This window comes from Brevundimonas sp. TWP2-1 (genome assembly GCF_049897645.1).
GTDB lineage: Bacteria > Pseudomonadota > Alphaproteobacteria > Caulobacterales > Caulobacteraceae > Brevundimonas.
On sequence record NZ_JAFCWR010000002.1, the window covers coordinates 1,272,741 to 1,287,861 of the forward strand.

General features: G+C 67.4%; 21 protein-coding genes. 12 read left to right on the top strand and 9 right to left on the bottom strand.

Translation table 11 applies throughout. The features are described from left to right. Positions 1 to 16 precede the first annotated feature (16 nt). Complete coding sequence (locus ACP7BH_RS16535; protein WP_425986957.1) at positions 17 to 610, bottom strand: hypothetical protein; 594 nt, start codon at positions 608 to 610, stop codon at positions 17 to 19. A 207-nt stretch (positions 611 to 817) separates the two neighbouring features. Here ACP7BH_RS16535 and sdhC point away from each other — a divergent pair, with 207 nt between their 5' ends. Genes sdhC through ACP7BH_RS16555 form a run of 4 tightly spaced genes read left to right on the top strand, consistent with a single transcriptional unit; the run spans position 818 to position 4,274 of the window. Beyond that, entirely contained in the window at positions 818 to 1,282 is a 465-nt protein-coding gene (gene sdhC / locus ACP7BH_RS16540; protein WP_425986958.1) for a succinate dehydrogenase, cytochrome b556 subunit, read from the top strand. Then, a complete protein-coding gene (gene sdhD / locus ACP7BH_RS16545; RefSeq protein WP_425986959.1) occupies positions 1,279 to 1,683 on the top strand; it encodes a succinate dehydrogenase, hydrophobic membrane anchor protein in 405 nt (134 codons plus the stop codon). The genes sdhC and sdhD overlap by 4 nt, the downstream gene beginning before the upstream one ends. 7 nt (positions 1,684 to 1,690) lie before the next feature. Continuing rightward, the gene (gene sdhA, locus ACP7BH_RS16550) at positions 1,691 to 3,475 is read left to right on the top strand and encodes a succinate dehydrogenase flavoprotein subunit (RefSeq protein ID WP_425986960.1); all 1,785 of its coding nucleotides are present in this window, start codon (positions 1,691 to 1,693) and stop codon (positions 3,473 to 3,475) included. Position 3,476: 1 nt separating this feature from the next. Beyond that, the gene (locus tag ACP7BH_RS16555; RefSeq protein ID WP_425986961.1) at positions 3,477 to 4,274 is read left to right on the top strand and encodes a succinate dehydrogenase iron-sulfur subunit; all 798 of its coding nucleotides are present in this window, start codon (positions 3,477 to 3,479) and stop codon (positions 4,272 to 4,274) included. Between the two features lie 45 nt (positions 4,275 to 4,319). On the opposite strand, the gene ACP7BH_RS16560 is transcribed toward ACP7BH_RS16555, so the two are convergent. Together ACP7BH_RS16560 and ACP7BH_RS16565 are read right to left on the bottom strand one after the other, a co-directional pair. Next, on the bottom strand, positions 4,320 to 4,697 hold the full coding sequence (locus ACP7BH_RS16560) for a PIN domain-containing protein (RefSeq protein WP_425986962.1): 378 nt from the start codon (positions 4,695 to 4,697) through the stop codon (positions 4,320 to 4,322). After that, the gene (locus ACP7BH_RS16565; RefSeq protein ID WP_425986963.1) at positions 4,694 to 4,924 is read right to left on the bottom strand and encodes a hypothetical protein; all 231 of its coding nucleotides are present in this window, start codon (positions 4,922 to 4,924) and stop codon (positions 4,694 to 4,696) included. Before ACP7BH_RS16565 ends, ACP7BH_RS16560 begins: the two co-directional genes overlap by 4 nt. Before the next feature lie 78 nt (positions 4,925 to 5,002). On the opposite strand from ACP7BH_RS16565, the gene ACP7BH_RS16570 reads away from it, so the two are divergent. From ACP7BH_RS16570 to ACP7BH_RS16580, 3 genes are read left to right on the top strand one after another with little or no spacing between them, the layout of a single operon-like run. Continuing rightward, a complete protein-coding gene (locus ACP7BH_RS16570; RefSeq protein ID WP_135194274.1) occupies positions 5,003 to 5,323 on the top strand; it encodes a 2Fe-2S iron-sulfur cluster-binding protein in 321 nt (106 codons plus the stop codon). A 1-nt stretch (position 5,324) separates the two neighbouring features. Next, positions 5,325 to 6,191, top strand: a complete 867-nt coding sequence (locus ACP7BH_RS16575) for a kinase (protein ID WP_425986965.1) — start codon at positions 5,325 to 5,327, stop codon at positions 6,189 to 6,191. Continuing rightward, positions 6,188 to 6,535, top strand: coding sequence for a PilZ domain-containing protein (locus tag ACP7BH_RS16580; protein WP_425986966.1), 348 nt, complete (start codon positions 6,188 to 6,190; stop codon positions 6,533 to 6,535). Before ACP7BH_RS16575 ends, ACP7BH_RS16580 begins: the two co-directional genes overlap by 4 nt. Here the strand turns inward: ACP7BH_RS16580 and ACP7BH_RS16585 are convergent. Continuing rightward, entirely contained in the window at positions 6,532 to 7,386 is an 855-nt protein-coding gene (locus ACP7BH_RS16585; protein WP_346496940.1) for a haloacid dehalogenase-like hydrolase, read from the bottom strand. The two genes, ACP7BH_RS16580 and ACP7BH_RS16585, sit on opposite strands and share 4 nt — an antisense overlap. A 35-nt stretch (positions 7,387 to 7,421) precedes the next feature. Further along, the gene (locus ACP7BH_RS16590; protein WP_425986967.1) at positions 7,422 to 7,931 is read right to left on the bottom strand and encodes an S-type pyocin family protein; all 510 of its coding nucleotides are present in this window, start codon (positions 7,929 to 7,931) and stop codon (positions 7,422 to 7,424) included. A gap of 102 nt (positions 7,932 to 8,033) precedes the next feature. On the opposite strand from ACP7BH_RS16590, the gene coaBC reads away from it, so the two are divergent. After that, positions 8,034 to 9,263 (top strand): bifunctional phosphopantothenoylcysteine decarboxylase/phosphopantothenate--cysteine ligase CoaBC, encoded by a 1,230-nt coding sequence (gene coaBC / locus ACP7BH_RS16595; protein WP_425986968.1) that lies wholly within the window; start codon positions 8,034 to 8,036, stop codon positions 9,261 to 9,263. Next, entirely contained in the window at positions 9,260 to 9,715 is a 456-nt protein-coding gene (dut, locus tag ACP7BH_RS16600; protein WP_425986969.1) for a dUTP diphosphatase, read from the top strand. The genes coaBC and dut overlap by 4 nt, the downstream gene beginning before the upstream one ends. A 452-nt stretch (positions 9,716 to 10,167) precedes the next feature. Here dut and ACP7BH_RS16605 read toward each other — a convergent pair whose 3' ends face one another. Continuing rightward, positions 10,168 to 11,118 carry a DMT family transporter gene (locus tag ACP7BH_RS16605; RefSeq protein WP_425986970.1) on the bottom strand — a complete coding sequence of 317 codons (951 nt, stop codon included), beginning with the start codon at positions 11,116 to 11,118 and terminating at the stop codon, positions 10,168 to 10,170. A gap of 7 nt (positions 11,119 to 11,125) precedes the next feature. After that, positions 11,126 to 11,638: a protein-export chaperone SecB gene (gene secB / locus ACP7BH_RS16610; protein WP_135194281.1), complete on the bottom strand. Its 513-nt coding sequence runs from the start codon at positions 11,636 to 11,638 to the stop codon at positions 11,126 to 11,128. A 200-nt stretch (positions 11,639 to 11,838) separates the two neighbouring features. On the opposite strand from secB, the gene timA reads away from it, so the two are divergent. Together timA and ACP7BH_RS16620 are read left to right on the top strand one after the other, a co-directional pair. Next, a complete protein-coding gene (gene timA / locus ACP7BH_RS16615) occupies positions 11,839 to 12,477 on the top strand; it encodes a TIM44-related membrane protein TimA (RefSeq protein ID WP_425987093.1) in 639 nt (212 codons plus the stop codon). Beyond that, positions 12,477 to 13,610, top strand: a complete 1,134-nt coding sequence (locus ACP7BH_RS16620) for an MltA domain-containing protein (protein ID WP_425986971.1) — start codon at positions 12,477 to 12,479, stop codon at positions 13,608 to 13,610. The genes timA and ACP7BH_RS16620 overlap by 1 nt, the downstream gene beginning before the upstream one ends. On the opposite strand, the gene ACP7BH_RS16625 is transcribed toward ACP7BH_RS16620, so the two are convergent. After that, positions 13,607 to 14,026 (bottom strand): organic hydroperoxide resistance protein, encoded by a 420-nt coding sequence (locus tag ACP7BH_RS16625; RefSeq protein ID WP_425987095.1) that lies wholly within the window; start codon positions 14,024 to 14,026, stop codon positions 13,607 to 13,609. The two genes, ACP7BH_RS16620 and ACP7BH_RS16625, sit on opposite strands and share 4 nt — an antisense overlap. A gap of 123 nt (positions 14,027 to 14,149) precedes the next feature. Between ACP7BH_RS16625 and ACP7BH_RS16630 the strand changes: the two genes are divergently transcribed. Then, positions 14,150 to 14,617 carry a MarR family winged helix-turn-helix transcriptional regulator gene (locus ACP7BH_RS16630; protein WP_425986972.1) on the top strand — a complete coding sequence of 156 codons (468 nt, stop codon included), beginning with the start codon at positions 14,150 to 14,152 and terminating at the stop codon, positions 14,615 to 14,617. Here ACP7BH_RS16630 and ACP7BH_RS16635 read toward each other — a convergent pair. After that, positions 14,614 to 15,081, bottom strand: coding sequence for a universal stress protein (locus ACP7BH_RS16635; RefSeq protein WP_409717046.1), 468 nt, complete (start codon positions 15,079 to 15,081; stop codon positions 14,614 to 14,616). The genes ACP7BH_RS16630 and ACP7BH_RS16635 overlap by 4 nt on opposite strands. Between the last annotated feature and the right edge of the window lie 40 nt (positions 15,082 to 15,121).

Below are 15,121 nucleotides of genomic sequence, written 5' to 3' on the forward strand. Positions count from 1 at the left end.
TCGGCTCTGGCGAGCCTCAGCCTGCGCGAGACACTGTCACAGGGCGGGCGCGACCGTTCTGGATCAGTTCGCCGGTCCAACCCCTGGCGTCGGGTCGCAGGTGCAGCTCGCCGCCGGACAGGGGGATGACGGCGATGTCGCCAGCCCTAGAGGCGGGGCCGGCTGGGCCGCCCTGGTCGGTTCCGGCCGGGAGATCCAGCCGACGCCAGGCGCCTTCGATCATCCGCCCCCCGCCGAGGTCGGTCAGGGCCAGGGACAGCAGGGGTTTTCCATCGGAAGTCGTCACGCGCCAGCGGCCGTTCAGAGGACCACTGCGGGCGTCCGCATCGATCTGGGCCTGGGCCACGCCCTGGTCATAGGCGATCTCTGCGTCGGTGGGGCTGACCTCGTAACTGCCGACATAGGCGTTCACATCGACGGGGGCGGTCAGGGGACGGCGGTGCCGATCCGTCGCCGCGTCGCCCTGCGCCTCTTCGCGGCCGAAGCCGGAGGGCGGTTCGAACGGGCGGACGACCGGCGCCTGGTAGGTCTCGGGCGTGGCGTCCAGCAGACCCGTGGTCTGGATGGCGGGCTCCATGGCGACGGCGGCGATCAGGGCGAACAGGATCATGAGGCCCACCGTGCCAAATGCCGGCCCGCATCGGCTAGCCGTCGATCGGCTTGCGAACGCAAACGTGATCCGCCGTGATGGAACCTGCGTAAGAGCGGCAATGCGTAGATGTTCGCCGCTGTGCGTTGACACCGGCCCCCCAGGGTCACAAAAGCCTTCGCAACCGCACACGGCGATTGAATTCATTCGCTTTTGAGAACCATTCGCATGACCCAGCCCAGCCCGACGCCGGGTGGCGCCTCTAGCGACCGGACCGGTCGCTTCGTCACCCAACCGAACGGTCACATCGCGCCGCTTTCGCCGCACATGAGCATCTGGCGCTGGCACGTCACCATGACGGCCTCGATCCTGTTCCGAGCCACCATCATCGCCTCGACCGTCGGCGTCCTGTTCTTCGTCGCCTGGCTGGGCGCCATGGCCTTCGGGCCGGACGCCTATGACACGGCGCTGGCCGTCGCGGGCTCGCCGCTGGGCCTGTTCATCGGCTTCGGCCTGACGGTGGTGCTGTTCTCCTTCATCCTGAACGGCGCGCGTCACACCTATAACGACACCGGCAACGGACTGACGGTGACGTCGGCGACGCTGCTGTCGAACATCGCGGTGTGGGGGCCGGTCCCGCTGGCCGTGCTGTTCTGGGTCGTCCTGTTCTCCGTCGGGAGGGTCTCGCTGTGAGCGTCGCCGCCAAGTTCAAGAACAACGTCAAGGTCTCCGAGCGCCACGGCGCCGGCGAATGGCTGATCGAGCGCGTTCTGCTGGTCGCCCTGATCCCGCTGGGCCTGTGGGTCGCCTCGACCGGCTTCACCCTGGCGGGCGCCGGCTATGACGCCGTGCTGGCCTGGTTCGCCAATCCGCTGAACGCGGGCCTGCTGGCCATCACCGTCGTGGTCTTCTTCGGCTATGTCAGCCTGGCCTGGAAGGTGATCCTCGAAGACTATGTGCCCAGCGCAGGAACGCGCGGCGCGCTGGTGGGCCTGCTCAACATCGTCTTCCTCGTGCTGGCCGCCGCCAGCGTCTTCTTCATCGTGCGGCTGGCGCTGGGTTCGGCGCCGCTTCCCGCTGGTTTCGGAGCCTGATTAGCTGATGGCCGCTTACGAACTGATCGATCACGAATACGACGTCGTCGTCGTCGGCGCCGGGGGCTCGGGCCTTCGCGCCGCGCTCGGCGCCGCCCAGCAGGGGCTGAAGGTCGCCTGCGTGACCAAGGTCTTCCCGACCCGCTCCCACACCGTCGCGGCGCAGGGCGGCATCTCCGCCTCACTGGGCAATATGGGCGAGGACAGCTGGCAGTGGCACATGTACGACACCGTCAAGGGATCGGACTGGCTGGGCGACCAGGACTCGATCGAATATCTGGTCCGTAACGCGCCCAAGGCCGTCTATGAGCTGGAACACTGGGGCGTGCCATTCTCGCGCACCGAAGAAGGCAAAATCTATCAGCGCGCCTTCGGCGGCATGACCCGCAACTTCGGCGAAGGTCCGGTGCAGCGCACCTGCGCCGCCGCCGACCGCACCGGCCATGCCATCCTGCACACCCTGTACGGCCAGTCGGTGCGTCGGGAAGTGAAGTTCTTCGTCGAATATTTCGCGCTGGACCTGATCATGCAGGACGGGACCTGCACCGGGGTGACCGCGCTTCAGCTCGACAACGGCCAGCTTCACCAGTTCCGCGCCAAGATGGTGGTTCTGGCGACCGGCGGATACGGCCGCGCCTATTTCAGCGCCACCAGCGCCCACACCTGCACCGGCGACGGCAACGCCATGGTGCTGCGCGCCGGCCTGCCGCTGCAGGACATGGAGTTCGTCCAGTTCCACCCCACCGGCATCTATGGCGCCGGCTGCCTGATCACCGAGGGCGCACGCGGCGAGGGCGGATACCTGACCAACTCGGAAGGCGAGCGCTTCATGGAGCGCTATGCGCCGACCGTGAAGGACCTGGCGCCGCGCGACATGGTCTCGCGCTCCATGACCATCGAAATCCGTGAAGGCCGCGGCGTGGGTCCGAACAAGGACCACATCTTCCTGCACCTGGACCACCTGGATCCCAAGATCCTGCACCAGCGCCTGCCGGGCATCTCCGAAAGCGCCAAGATCTTCGCCGGCGTGGACGTGACCAAGGCGCCGATTCCGGTGCTGCCGACCGTCCACTACAATATGGGCGGCATCCCGACGAACTATCACGGCGAAGTCCTGACCCTGCGCGACGGCAACCCCGACAGCGTGGTGCCCGGCCTGATGGCCGTGGGCGAAGCGGCTTGCGTCTCGGTGCACGGCGCCAACCGCCTGGGCTCCAACTCCCTGACCGACCTGGTGGTGTTCGGCCGCGCCGTCGGCCTGCGCTGCGGCGAGGTGGTGGACAAGGCCTCGGCCGTGCCGTCAGCCTCCAAGACCCAGACCGACGAACACCTGGCCCGCCTGGACCGCTTCCGCTTCGCTGACGGCTCGACGCCGACATCCGAGCTGCGGCTGGCCATGCAGAAGGCCATGCAGGCCGACGCCGCGGTGTTCCGCACCGGCGAGACCCTGCAACAGGGTACCGACAAGCTGCGGGCCATCGATGCGGCCGGCGCCGACATCAAGACCACCGATCGCGGTCTGATCTGGAACACGGATCTGATGGAGACGCTGGAATACGACAACCTGATCGCCCAGGCCGTCGTCACCATTGAGAGCGGTCTGAACCGCACGGAATCGCGCGGCGCCCACGCCCGCGAGGACTATCCGGATCGAGACGACGCCAACTGGATGAAACACACTCTGGCGTGGAAGCGTCCGGGCGAGCAGGTCCAAATCGATTATCGTCCGGTCCACAACTACACCATGTCCGATGACATCGCGTATATCGAACCGAAGGCGCGGGTTTACTAAGATGGTCCAGCTCACTCTCCCCAGAGGCTCCAAGCCGACGACGGGCAAGGTTCACAAGGCCGAGCCCGGCTCCAAGGACGTCAAGACCTACAAGGTCTACCGCTACGATCCCGAAACGGACGCCGATCCGCGCTGGGACACCTATGAGGTGCCGACCGGCGACCACGGCCCCATGCTGCTGGACGCCTTGATCCACATCAAGAACACCATCGACCCGACCCTGTCGTTCCGGCGCTCGTGCCGCGAAGGCATCTGCGGCTCGTGCTCGATGAACATCGACGGGCGCAACGCCCTGGCCTGCACCAAGGGCTGGGACGAGTGCGCCTCGCACAACATCACCATCGCCCCCCTGCCCCACCAGCCGGTGGTCAAGGACCTGGTGACGGACCTGAGCCTGTTCTACGCCCAGTACGACTCGATCCAGCCCTATCTCCAGTCGGACGAGCCCGACCCGGAGAAGGAACGCCTGCAGACCCCGGCCGAGCGCGAGAAGCTGGACGGCCTGTACGAGTGCATCCTGTGCGCCTGCTGCTCCACCTCCTGCCCCAGCTACTGGTGGAACCAGGAAGAATACCTCGGCCCGGCGGCGCTGCTGCAATCCTATCGCTGGATTTCCGACAGCCGCGACGACGCCACGGACAAGCGTCTGGACGACCTGGAAGACCCGTTCAAACTCTATCGCTGCCACACCATCATGAACTGCGCCCAGGTCTGCCCCAAGGGCCTGAACCCGGCCAAGGCCATCGCCGAAACCAAGAAGCTGATGGTCGCGCCGAGCCGGAAGCGACAGGCGGCCTGATCGAAAAACCCCCGGAGCACCGCTCCGGGGGTTTTTTGTTGTCTTCTAATCGGCCAGCTTGAGCCCGCAGTGGGCTGCGAAATGACGAAAGTCGGGATCGCCGGAGATCAACGGAATTCCCGCATCGATGCAGGACTGGGCGATCAGGGCGTTGGCCAGCCGCGCCTTGAGACCACGCATCGCGAGCGCGCGGCGATTAAGCGCCGCCCTTTCCCAATAGCCGTCGATGACCGGCACGAGCGGCGCCGCGCCCAACAGGGCGTCGAGATCGCTTTCAGGCGACGGGGCGGACAGCAGTTCCGTCAGAACCAGCGGCGGCAGCACCAGTCTCTCGTCGCGAAGAGCGCGGCGAACCGCCGGTCGTGCGGGTCCATCGAAGCCGTGCAGAAAATGCAGGACCGCGCTGGTGTCGGCGGCGATCAAACTGACCGATCCGATCCGTCCAGCGGCCGATCCTGGCGCAGGTCGTCAAGATCGACCTCCAATGGTGCGCGGCCTTCCAGGGCCAGCATGCGACGGCTCCAGTCCGAATGCGCCAGGGTTTCGAGCGCCCGACGCAGGGTTTCCGTCACGCCCTGGCCCGTCGCATCCTGAGCCGCCGCCAGGAGGCGGGCCGGCAGAATGGCGGTGATCTTGCGCATGTCGTTCATGCGTCGATCATGCCATATTCAGATGCTGGCGCCAACTTACGGCCTTGCGCCCGCGCCCCGGCTTGATATGAGCGGGCCATGGCCAGCATCACCTATATCGAGCATGACGGAACCGAGCACGTCGTCGACGTGAAGCCGGGGCTCAGCGTCATGGAAGGCGCGATCCGCAACAATGTGCCGGGGATCGACGCGGACTGCGGCGGGGCCTGCGCTTGCGCCACCTGCCATGTCTATGTCGATGAGGCCTGGCGCGAGGCGACGGGCAAGCCCAGCGCCATGGAAGAGTCGATGCTGGACTTCGCCGAAGAGGTTGAGCCGAACAGCCGCCTGTCGTGCCAGATCCGTGTCTCGGACGCGCTGAGCGGCCTGGTCGTGCGGTTGCCGCAGAACCAGCACTGAAATGGACGAGCCGGGGCTGATCGAGAGGATCGGCCGCTGGATCGACCATTGCAGCAAAGGGGCCGACCCGGCCGGACCGCCGCCGATCCTGGGGATCGCGGGGTCGCAAGGGTCTGGAAAATCGACCCTGGCGCAGGACGTGGCCGAGCGGTTCGGCGGGGCGGCCCTGTCGCTGGACGACGTTTATCTGACCAAAGTGGAACGGACGGATCTGGCGGGGCGGTTGCATCCGCTGTTCGCCACGCGCGGGCCGCCGGGGACGCATGACCTGGGTTTGCTGCAGCGGCTTCTGGACCGGCTTTCGCGTGCGGGTCCAGGCGACCGGACGCCACTGCCCCGCTTCGACAAGCTGACCGATGATCGGGCGCCCGAGGCGGACTGGACCGTGGCGCAGGGGCGGCCGAGGGTGATCGTGCTGGAGGGATGGTGCCTGGGGGCGACGGCGCAGGCGGAGACGGCCCTGACCGCGCCGATCAACGCCCTGGAAGCCGAGCAGGACGCGGATGGCCTGTGGCGGGGCGCGATCAACGAGGCGCTGGCTAGGGACTATGGGCTGCTGCGCGCGCGGCTGGACGCCCTGATCTTCCTGAAGGCGCCGTCGTTCGATGTCGTGCTGGATTGGCGCAGCGAGCAGGAGGCGGGGCTGATGAAGCGCGACGCCGTGCCGCCGGAGCGCCGTGCGACCCTGGCGGTCTTCGTCCAGCACTATGAGCGACTGACGCGGCATATGATCGAAGGCGGCGTCGTCGCCAACCTGATCGTCGCGCTGGACCGGGATCGCCGGATCTTGGGCCTGGAGGGCGCGGATTTCCTCGCGGCGACAGGGGGCGTGGCGCCGGAGCCGGCCTCGCGCGTTATTCAACCATGAGCCTGTTTGGATCCAAGCCCGCCGCCACGGAAGACAGACGGTCGGCGACGCGTCGGCCGGCCAATGCGCGCGGCGTCGTCTGCGCGCCCGGCGTGGAGACGGCGTGTCTGATCGTGGATCTGTCGGACGGGGGCATGAAGGTGCGGCTGGACCGCGGGGCCGCTCTGCCGCGAGAGGTGGTGGTGGTCGATATCGCGCAAGCCGTGGCCTATCCCGCGACCGTTGTGTGGCAGAGGACGAACGAGGCGGGTTTGAGACAGACCGGCGCCAAATCGCTGCGCGGCTTGGCGCCCGCCCGGTTGGTCGGGGCGCGCGAGGCCTGGCTGAGGGCCGGGGGCCGCTAGAGACCGGCCGGCATGGAGCCGGCGTTGATGGCGATCCGCCCCACCAGACCCTTGACGATCAGGTCGAGCGCCGAACCTTCGCGGTAGTCGGCGGCGGCGACGAAGTTGACCCGGTCCTCCGAGATCAGGGAATAGACCTTCTTCTGGTCCTTCTCGTTCGAGCGCGGATCATAGACGGCGATGGAGAAACCGCCCTTGGTGTGCATCATCTTCATGGTCGGCACGTCGGTGTCGCCGTCGCCGATGAAGATCATCCGGTCGAAGGGCACGGCGCGCTCGTCGTCGGGGATGAAGTGGTTGATCCGCTCGTGCTCCCAGTGGTTCTTCACGCCCTTGTTGATGCGGAACAGATATTGGGTCTTGGTGGTGTAGTTGACGCCGACGGCCGGCCAGGCCGCCTCGCCCTTTTCGTCATAGACATAGTGGGAGGCGAAGACGTGGTTCAGGGCGGGGCGGATCGGGGTGCCGTCGATCATCTCCTCCAGCCCCGCCGAGATGATGTAGTGCTCGATCTCCAGCCCGTATTTGGCGCCGAAGGCGTTCATCCGGTCGAACCAGCTGAGGTCTTTCAAGCCCTCGAACAGGGCCACGGCCTCGCCGTGCTGGCGTAGGGTCTCCCGCGTCACCGGTGCGCCGTTCTGGCGCGCGTGATGCAGCATCAACTGCATGTACATCAGGATGCCGTCGCCGTCGGCGTCCTTGGTCAGGCGCTCGGCCTCCTCCCAGAAGGCGCCGATGCCCATGCCCACCGAGGGGATAAACGACACCTCCTGCATGTTGCCGCGCGCCAGGGTGCCGTCAAAATCATAGATCAGGGCGGTCTTCAGCAACGGGGTCTTGGGTTCGGACATGAGGGCGAGATCCTTGGTGGAACCCGCCCTCTATATCAGCCTGCCGCGCCCGTCGATTGTCGACGCTGGCCGAAGGTGGGGGCGGCGGCCTTCTGCTCGGCCCAGTAGTCTGCCCCCGTCGTCGGTTTGAACATGGTGCGCGGCGACCCGTTGCGGGCCACCACGGCGAAGGTGTTGGTCGAGGCCTGATAGATCAGGGTGTCGCCGTTGGGCCGTTTCACCGTCTCCGCATCGCTGGGCGGGCTGGAGGTGAAGGCCTTCACCTTCGCAATATAGTCTTGGGGCGACCGGGCGTCGAAGTCGGCGCCGTTGCGCTGATAAAGGCGCGCCGTCTTGGCGTCGATCGTCTCGGTGCGACTGACCGTCAGGCCCGGCCTCACCTCCCGTGTCGTGGTGGTTTCGACCGTTTCGGACACGAAACTCGCAGATGGCGCGGCTTCCGCCGTCCGGTCCCGCGTCTCGACCGCCGAACTGTTGTCGCAGGCGCTCAGCCCCAGCAAACCGCACAGGGCCAGCGCGGCCCCTCCCCTCGTCAGCGTTCTCATTCTTCCCTCCAGATACCCGCTGAACGCGACGAAAGCACAACTTTATTGTTCGTGCAATGTTCTCGTCTCGACGGCGTCACGTGTGGCGGCTAGACGAAGGGTATGGACAATCGCTCCCTTTCGAACCGCAAGATCCTGCTGATCGTCGGCGGCGGCATCGCGGCCTACAAGGCGCTGGAGCTGGTGCGGCTGATCGCCAAGGCAGGCGGCCAGACACGGGTGATCCTGACCGAATCCGGGGCCGAGTTCGTGACCCCCCTGTCGCTGGCGGCGTTGAGCGGCCATCCGGTGCGGTCGGGCCTGTTCCATCCGGACGACGAGACCAGCATGGGCCATATCGAGCTGTCGCGCTGGGCCGACCTGGTGGTCGTGGCGCCGGCGACGGCGGGGCTGATCGCCAAGGCGGCGAACGGTCTGGCCGACGACCTGGCCTCGACGACCCTGATCGCCACGGACAAGCGGGTGCTGCTGGCGCCGGCGATGAACGTGCGGATGTGGGAACATCCGGCAGTGCAGGCCAATATGGAACGGTTGAAGGCCTTTCCAGGCTTCCACGGCGTGGCGGTGGTCGGGCCGGACGACGGCGAGATGGCCTGTGGAGAATACGGCTTCGGCCGAATGGCGGAACCGGCAGCGATCCTGGAATCCATCGAGAGCCTGCTGGTGGGCGCTGACGGGCGGCCTTTGGCGGGCAAGCGCGCCGTGGTCACCGCCGGGCCGACGTTCGAACCCATCGACCCGGTGCGGGGCCTGACCAATCGCTCCAGCGGCAAGCAGGGCTACGCCATCGCCGCCGCCCTGGCCGAACTGGGCGCCGAGGTGACGCTGGTGTCCGGACCGACGGCGCTGGGGGCGCCCACGGGCGTGACGCGGATCGACGTGGAGAGCGCGCTGGAGATGCAGGCGGCGACGCGCGCGGCCCTGCCCGCCGACATCGCCGTGCTGTCGGCCGCCGTCGCCGACTGGCGTGTGGACACCATCGCCGGCGGCAAGATCAAGAAGGGGCCGGGCGGACCGCCGACCCTGGCCCTGATCGAGAACCCCGACATCCTGGCGGGCGTCGCCGCGCCGGGACCGAACCGGCCGGCCCTGGTGATCGGCTTCGCCGCCGAGACCACGGACCTGGAGGTCAATGCGCGGGCCAAGCTGTCGCGCAAGGGCTGCGACTGGATCATCGGCAACGACGTGTCCGACGACGTCTTCGGCTCGGACGGCAACGCCGTGCTGCTGGTCACCGCCGACCGGACCGAAACCTGGCCGCGCCAGTCCAAGACCGCCATCGCCCGCGCCGTCGCCGCCCGTATCGCCGACCATTTCCAGGCCCCCGAATGACCGAGACCACGATCCAGATCCTGCGCCTGCCGCACTCCGAGGGCCTGCCCCTGCCGGCCTATGAGACGGCCGGGTCGGCGGGCATGGACCTGCGCGCGGCGGTGCCGGAAGACCAGCCGATGACGCTGGAGCCCGGACAACGAGCCCTTGTGCCCACGGGGCTGAAGATCGCCCTGCCGCTGGGCTACGAAGCCCAGGTACGGGCGCGCTCGGGCCTGGCGCTGAAACACGGCATCATCTGCCCCAATGCGCCGGGCACCATCGACAGCGACTATCGCGGCGAGTGCGGGGTCATCCTGGCCAATATCGGCGCCGAGCCCTTCGTCATCCGCCGGGGCGAACGCATCGCCCAGCTGGTGATCGCCAAACACGAACGTGCGGATTGGGTCGAGGTCGAGACGCTGGACGACACCGCGCGGGGGACGGGCGGATTCGGGTCGACGGGGCGGTAGAAGAAAGCGGCCATGAACCCGACGACCACACGAAGTTCAAGGTTACTTTCCTGTCTGGTCGTGATTGCCGCTACGGTTCTCGTTGCGTGCTCGGGCCAAGGCGGCGCAGACGCAGAAAAATCCCAAACCACGGATGAGCCGAAAGCCTCCCTTGAGGCTTGCACATCGCCGACCCTGCCAATTTCCGAGATCGAGAACACCAGCCTCTCACCACTGGTCACAGACCGAGGCGATGACGTCTTTCTAGAGAATGGTCGATATCGATCTGGCGGCAACTGGGGCGACGCTGGAGAACCTGGCACCTACCGCATTTGCGGTCAGAACCTCTGTACCAAGATTGAGAACCGATCAGAGGTTTGCCGCCCACTAAGCCGCCAGTCTTCAGGCCGATATGTAGATTCCTCGGGCCGCGAGCTGATCTTCAAGCCATTGGCCGCAGAATGCCTCGCCCCCTAAACCAGCGGCGCCGTCGGCTGGATCAGGGCGGCCTTCCGGCGGACGTGTTCGCGCCAGGCGGTGTAGAGGCCGCTGGAGGCGATCAGGGCGGCGCCGGCCAGGGTGCTGAGAGTCGGGGTCGTGGACATCAGCCACCAGCCGAAGACGATGGCGCCGACGATCTGGAGATAGTCGAAGGGCGCGACCACGGCGACCGGGGCCTTTTGCAGCGAGGCCGTCATAAACAGCTGGGCCAGGCCGCCGGCGATCCCCGATCCGATCAGCAGGGCGAAGGTCAGGGGCGAATGCATCTGGCCGATGAAGGGCAACAGGATCGCCCCCACGATCGAGCAGGCGACGAAGAACCAGAAGACGATGGCGGCGACATGCTCGGTGTCGCGCAACTGACGAAGTGTGATGGTCACGCCCGCCGTCAGCACCGCCCCGATCAGGGCGAAGGCCATGCCCGCAAGCGGCAGGACAGAATGCCCGACGCCCGGCCGCATGACGATGATGACGCCGATGAAGCCCACCGCGACGGCCGCCCACCGTCGCGGGCCGACCGCCTCCTTCAGAATGAAGAAGGACAGGATGGTGGCGAAGATGGGCGCGGTAAAGCTGAGAGTCGTGGCGTCGGCCAGGGGCAGAAGCGTCAGCGTCTGAAACAGGCACAGGATCGCCGCGACGCCCAGGGCGCTGCGTCCCAAATGGGCGAGGGGGCGACGCGTGGACAGGGCCGAAAGACCGCCCGGCTGGGTCAGGACCCAGGCCAGCACAACCGGCAGACCGAAGAAGGCGCGATAAAACAGCATCTCCGGCGCCGCCACGCCATCGTACGACGCCAGCTTCAACGTCGCCGTCATGATCGAAAAGCAGCCGGCGGCCGCAATGCGCAGGGCGATGCCGCGAACGACATTCTCGCCCGCAGCATTCGATGGGTCAGCGGAAGGCCGCTCGGAGGCGACCATATGCGGCTTACGCCTGGCCGGTTTCGACCGGCTGTTGGGCGATCTGCTGCTGGCGGGCGATGTAGATGGCGGCGAAGTCGATGGGGTCGAGCTGGAACGGGGGATAGAAGCCGCCGTCGGCCGTGGCGCCCGAGATGATCTCGCGGGCGAACGGGAACAGATAGCGCGGGCATTCGATCAGCAGCAGGGGCTCGATGTCCTGCTCGCTGACGTTGGCCAGCTGGAACAGGCCGCCATAGACCAGTTCGACGTGGAAGACGGGCTGGTTCTCGTGGGTCGCCTTGATAGACAGCTTCAGATCGAGCTCGAACAGGCCGTCCGGGCGACCCTGGGCGGCCATTTCGACGCCCAGGTCGATGGCGGGCTTGCCGTCGATGCGCAGGGATTCCGGGGCGCGCGGGTTCTCGAACGAGAAGTCACGGACGTATTGCGCCAGGATGCGGAAGCCGGGGCCGGCGGGCTGGCCCTGTTGGGCCTCGCCTTGCTGGGGCTGTTCGGCGGAGGGTGCGACGTCGGTCATGAAAGCGGTCTTTGAACGGATTTGAGGGTGATCGGGCCGGAATGTGGCGCCGCGATTACCATGCCGGGACGCTTGGCCGCAACGTCGCCCGCGCGATTGGGGGGCGCGCTTCGCCTTGCCTCGTCCTATATGACCCCGTAATCACGCCTGACATAGGTTTGGCGCGCCCGTCGTTCGCTACAGGAAATCTCCCCTTGAACCTGCCGGTCCAGTTCCAGATCGTCGTCTTCGCCTTCATCGCGGCCTTCGTGCTGTTCCAGCTCTATAATGTGCTGGGCAAGCGCGTCGGTCGTCAGCCGCAGGAGGACGCCAAGGCCGTCGTGCCCGGCCCGAACCCGGCCGAGACGCCCAAGATCGCGGCGATCGACCCCGTCACCCTGGCCTCCATCGCGAGTCTGAAGGCCCGCGACCCGGCCTTCGATCCGGCGCGGTTCCTGGACGGGGCGCGTCAGGCCTATGAGACCATCGTGCGGGGCTATGCCGCCGGCGACCGGGCCGCGCTGAAGCCGTTGCTGAAGCCGAACGTCTTCGCCTCGTTCGACGCCGGCATCGCAGCGCGCGAGACGCGGGGCGAGACGGAAACCGTCGAGTTCCTGTTTCCGCCCCGCGCCGATCTGGAAGGCGCCGTCGCCGAGGGCGACCGGGCCGTAGCCAAGGTTCGCTTCCTGGGCGAGCTGCGCAGCCGCGTGACTAAGGTCTCGGGCGAGCCCGCCGATGTCGAGACGGGCGAGCCGGTGATCGAAGAGCGCCGCACCGCCGAACACTGGACCTTCGAGCGCACCTTGGGCGCGGCCGATCCCAACTGGGTCCTGGCGCGCGTCGAGCCGGCCAACGCCTGATGTCGATCCTGCGGCAGGTCGGAGCCTGGCCGCTAACGCTGGCGAGCGTGCTGGCCGCCGCAGCCTGCTCCACCGGACCGATGACGCCGGTCGCACCGGCAGGGCCCCAGACTGGGTCGCAGACGGGGCCTGTTCCCTATACGCCGTCACCGACGCCCGGCGCCCAGCAGCCCACGCCGTCCAATGCGCTTAGTCCTGCCGTCTTGCCAGGATGGAGCGCTGAGGATCACCTGGCGGCCTTCCGCGCCTATATCGACGGCTGCGGCGCCGCGAGCGATACGGCCGCGCGCGCCGTCTGCGGACGGGCCAAGGCCATGGCGACGACGACGACCGTCACGCCATCCGACGCCCGCGCCTTCTTCGAGGCCAGCTTCAGCGCGGTTCCGGCCGCGACGGCGGACGGGCGGCCGGGTCTGCTCACCTCCTATTTCGCGCCCGAATATCCCGCGCGGCGCCGGCCGGACGCCGAGTTCTCGGCCCCCGTCCTGCCAAAGCCCGCCAATCCGCGCAGCGCCGGCGACCGGGCCTATATCGAATCCGCCGCACGACCGGATCAGGCCCTGGCCTGGATGCGAGCCGAGGATCTGTTCTTTCTGCAGATCCAGGGCTCCGGCTATCTGACGTTCGAGGACGGGACGCGGGGCCGGGCCGCCTACGCCGCCGACAACGGCAAGCCCTTCGTCGGCATCGCCCGCCCCATGGCCCAGCAGGGCCTGCTGCCGCAAAACGGCACCTCGGGCGACGCCATCCGGGGCTGGCTGGCGACCCATCGGGGCTATGAGGCGCAGGCCGTCATGGCGCTGAACCCGCGCTACATCTTCTTCCGACTGGACGGGGACGACGACGGCCATCCCGCCGGCGCGGCGGGGATACCCCTGACTGAGCGGCGCGCCATCGCGGTCGATCCAGCGCACTGGCGCTATGGCGAGCTGGTCTGGCTGGAGGCGGACGGCGGCAACCTGCGCGGCGCCACGGCCAGCTATCGCGGCCTGGCCATGGCGCTGGACACGGGATCGGCCATTCGCGGACCTGTGCGGGCCGACCTCTATATGGGGCGTGGCGACGCGGCCGGAGCCGAGGCCGGGACCGTGCGCCACCCTTTGCGGATGTGGCGCCTGGTCCCGAGGGGTTAGGCGACGGTCAGGGTCACCGTGATATTGCCCCGCGTGGCGTGCGAATAGGGGCAGACGGCATCCGCCTCTGCGACCAGGGCTTCGGCCTCGGCGCGATCCACCCCCGGCAGGCTGATCTCCAAAGCGACCTCCAGGCCGAAGCCCTTGTCGCTGCGCGGACCGATGCCGACCGTGGCGTTGACGGAGGCGTCAGCGGGCACCTTGGCATGACCGCCCTGCGAGCCGACGAACTTCATCGCGCTCAGGAAACAGGCGGCGTATCCGGCCGCGAACAGCTGTTCGGGATTATTGCCGACGCCGGCGCCGCCCAGTTCCTTGGGCGTGCCCAAGGCGACGTCAAGCGCGCCATCGCTGGTGGCGACGCGGCCGTCGCGGCCGCCCGTGGCGGTCGCCGTGGTGCGGTAGAGGACGTTGATGGACATGATGAGACTCCTTCGTGGAATAAATATCGTGTGCGATTTAATCGACAGCGATGATTTAGGGCGAAGCTCGAAGGTCGTCAAGCTTGCGATTGTATCGCGCGCGATTAATATAGGGTCATGAGCGAAGCCGCCCCCTCCCCTGCACCCATGGCCGTCGATGACATGCTGTGTTTCGCCGCCTATTCGGCGAACTTGGCGTTCAACCGGTTCTACAAGCCGCTGCTGGACCACATGGGGCTGACCTATCCGCAGTATCTGGCCATGGCTCTGCTATGGCGCGATGACGGGCAGACCGTGGGGCAACTGGGCGAACGGCTGTTCCTGGAGTCCAACACCCTGACCCCGCTGATCAAGCGGCTGGAGGCGGCGGGGTTGGTGACGCGCACGCGCGACAAGGCGGACGAGCGGGTCGTACGGGTCAACCTGACCCAGGCCGGGCGCGCGCTGGCGGCCGAGGCCGCCTGCCTGCCGCAGTCGGTTCAGGACGCCACGGAGATGACACCAGAGACCATGATGGGGCTACGCGACGGGTTGAATGTGCTGCGCGACCAGTTGCGCGCCTCACCGCCAGCGGACGCGGGCTAGGCCAGGTCCTCGATCTCGTCCTCGGTCAGTTCGCCGGGGACGATGGTGACGGGCAGCTTTCGTCCTCCCAGCTGGGCGCCCTGTTTGATGATGGCCGAGACCAGCGGGCCGGGTCCGCGCGAGCCGGTTCCAGCGGCCAGGACCAGGATCTTGATGTCGGGGTCGGCGGCGACGACCTTCTTGATCGCGGCCTGGGCCTCGCCGCGTTCGATCAGGAAGATGGGGGCGGCGCCGGAGCGGGCCATGGCCTCCTCGCCCAGCCGGTTCAGCAGGATTTCCGCCTCTTCGCGCTGCTGGCGTTCGATCTCTTCGCGCACGCCCGACCAGTGGGCGTCGCTGTCGGTGGGCAGGACGCGCAGCATGACCACGCGCCCGCCCGTCGATTTCGCCCGGCGCGAGGCGAACCGCAAGGCGGCCTCGAACTCAGGACTGTCGTCGACGACGACGAGGAATTTTCTCGGCATGGCGGCCTCCCCAGCCAGATCAGCGACTGAAGAGGCCGTG

Bases quoted from the DNA above. Each gene is read 5' to 3' on its own strand.
- sdhA (WP_425986960.1), top strand. From the start codon at position 1,691: ATGGCCGCTTACGAACTGATCGATCACGAATACGACGTCGTCGTCGTC.
- ACP7BH_RS16605 (WP_425986970.1), bottom strand. From the start codon at position 11,118: ATGGTCGCCTCCGAGCGGCCTTCCGCTGACCCATCGAATGCTGCGGGC.
- dut (WP_425986969.1), top strand. From the start codon at position 9,260: ATGACCGAGACCACGATCCAGATCCTGCGCCTGCCGCACTCCGAGGGC.
- coaBC (WP_425986968.1), top strand. From the start codon at position 8,034: ATGGACAATCGCTCCCTTTCGAACCGCAAGATCCTGCTGATCGTCGGC.
- ACP7BH_RS16565 (WP_425986963.1), bottom strand. From the start codon at position 4,924: ATGAACGACATGCGCAAGATCACCGCCATTCTGCCGGCCCGCCTCCTG.
- ACP7BH_RS16570 (WP_135194274.1), top strand. From the start codon at position 5,003: ATGGCCAGCATCACCTATATCGAGCATGACGGAACCGAGCACGTCGTC.
- ACP7BH_RS16555 (WP_425986961.1), top strand. From the start codon at position 3,477: ATGGTCCAGCTCACTCTCCCCAGAGGCTCCAAGCCGACGACGGGCAAG.
- ACP7BH_RS16585 (WP_346496940.1), bottom strand. From the start codon at position 7,386: ATGTCCGAACCCAAGACCCCGTTGCTGAAGACCGCCCTGATCTATGAT.
- ACP7BH_RS16635 (WP_409717046.1), bottom strand. From the start codon at position 15,081: ATGCCGAGAAAATTCCTCGTCGTCGTCGACGACAGTCCTGAGTTCGAG.
- ACP7BH_RS16590 (WP_425986967.1), bottom strand. From the start codon at position 7,931: ATGAGAACGCTGACGAGGGGAGGGGCCGCGCTGGCCCTGTGCGGTTTG.
- ACP7BH_RS16620 (WP_425986971.1), top strand. From the start codon at position 12,477: ATGTCGATCCTGCGGCAGGTCGGAGCCTGGCCGCTAACGCTGGCGAGC.
- ACP7BH_RS16535 (WP_425986957.1), bottom strand. From the start codon at position 610: ATGATCCTGTTCGCCCTGATCGCCGCCGTCGCCATGGAGCCCGCCATC.
- ACP7BH_RS16575 (WP_425986965.1), top strand. From the start codon at position 5,325: ATGGACGAGCCGGGGCTGATCGAGAGGATCGGCCGCTGGATCGACCAT.
- ACP7BH_RS16630 (WP_425986972.1), top strand. From the start codon at position 14,150: ATGAGCGAAGCCGCCCCCTCCCCTGCACCCATGGCCGTCGATGACATG.
- sdhC (WP_425986958.1), top strand. From the start codon at position 818: ATGACCCAGCCCAGCCCGACGCCGGGTGGCGCCTCTAGCGACCGGACC.
- ACP7BH_RS16580 (WP_425986966.1), top strand. From the start codon at position 6,188: ATGAGCCTGTTTGGATCCAAGCCCGCCGCCACGGAAGACAGACGGTCG.
- secB (WP_135194281.1), bottom strand. From the start codon at position 11,638: ATGACCGACGTCGCACCCTCCGCCGAACAGCCCCAGCAAGGCGAGGCC.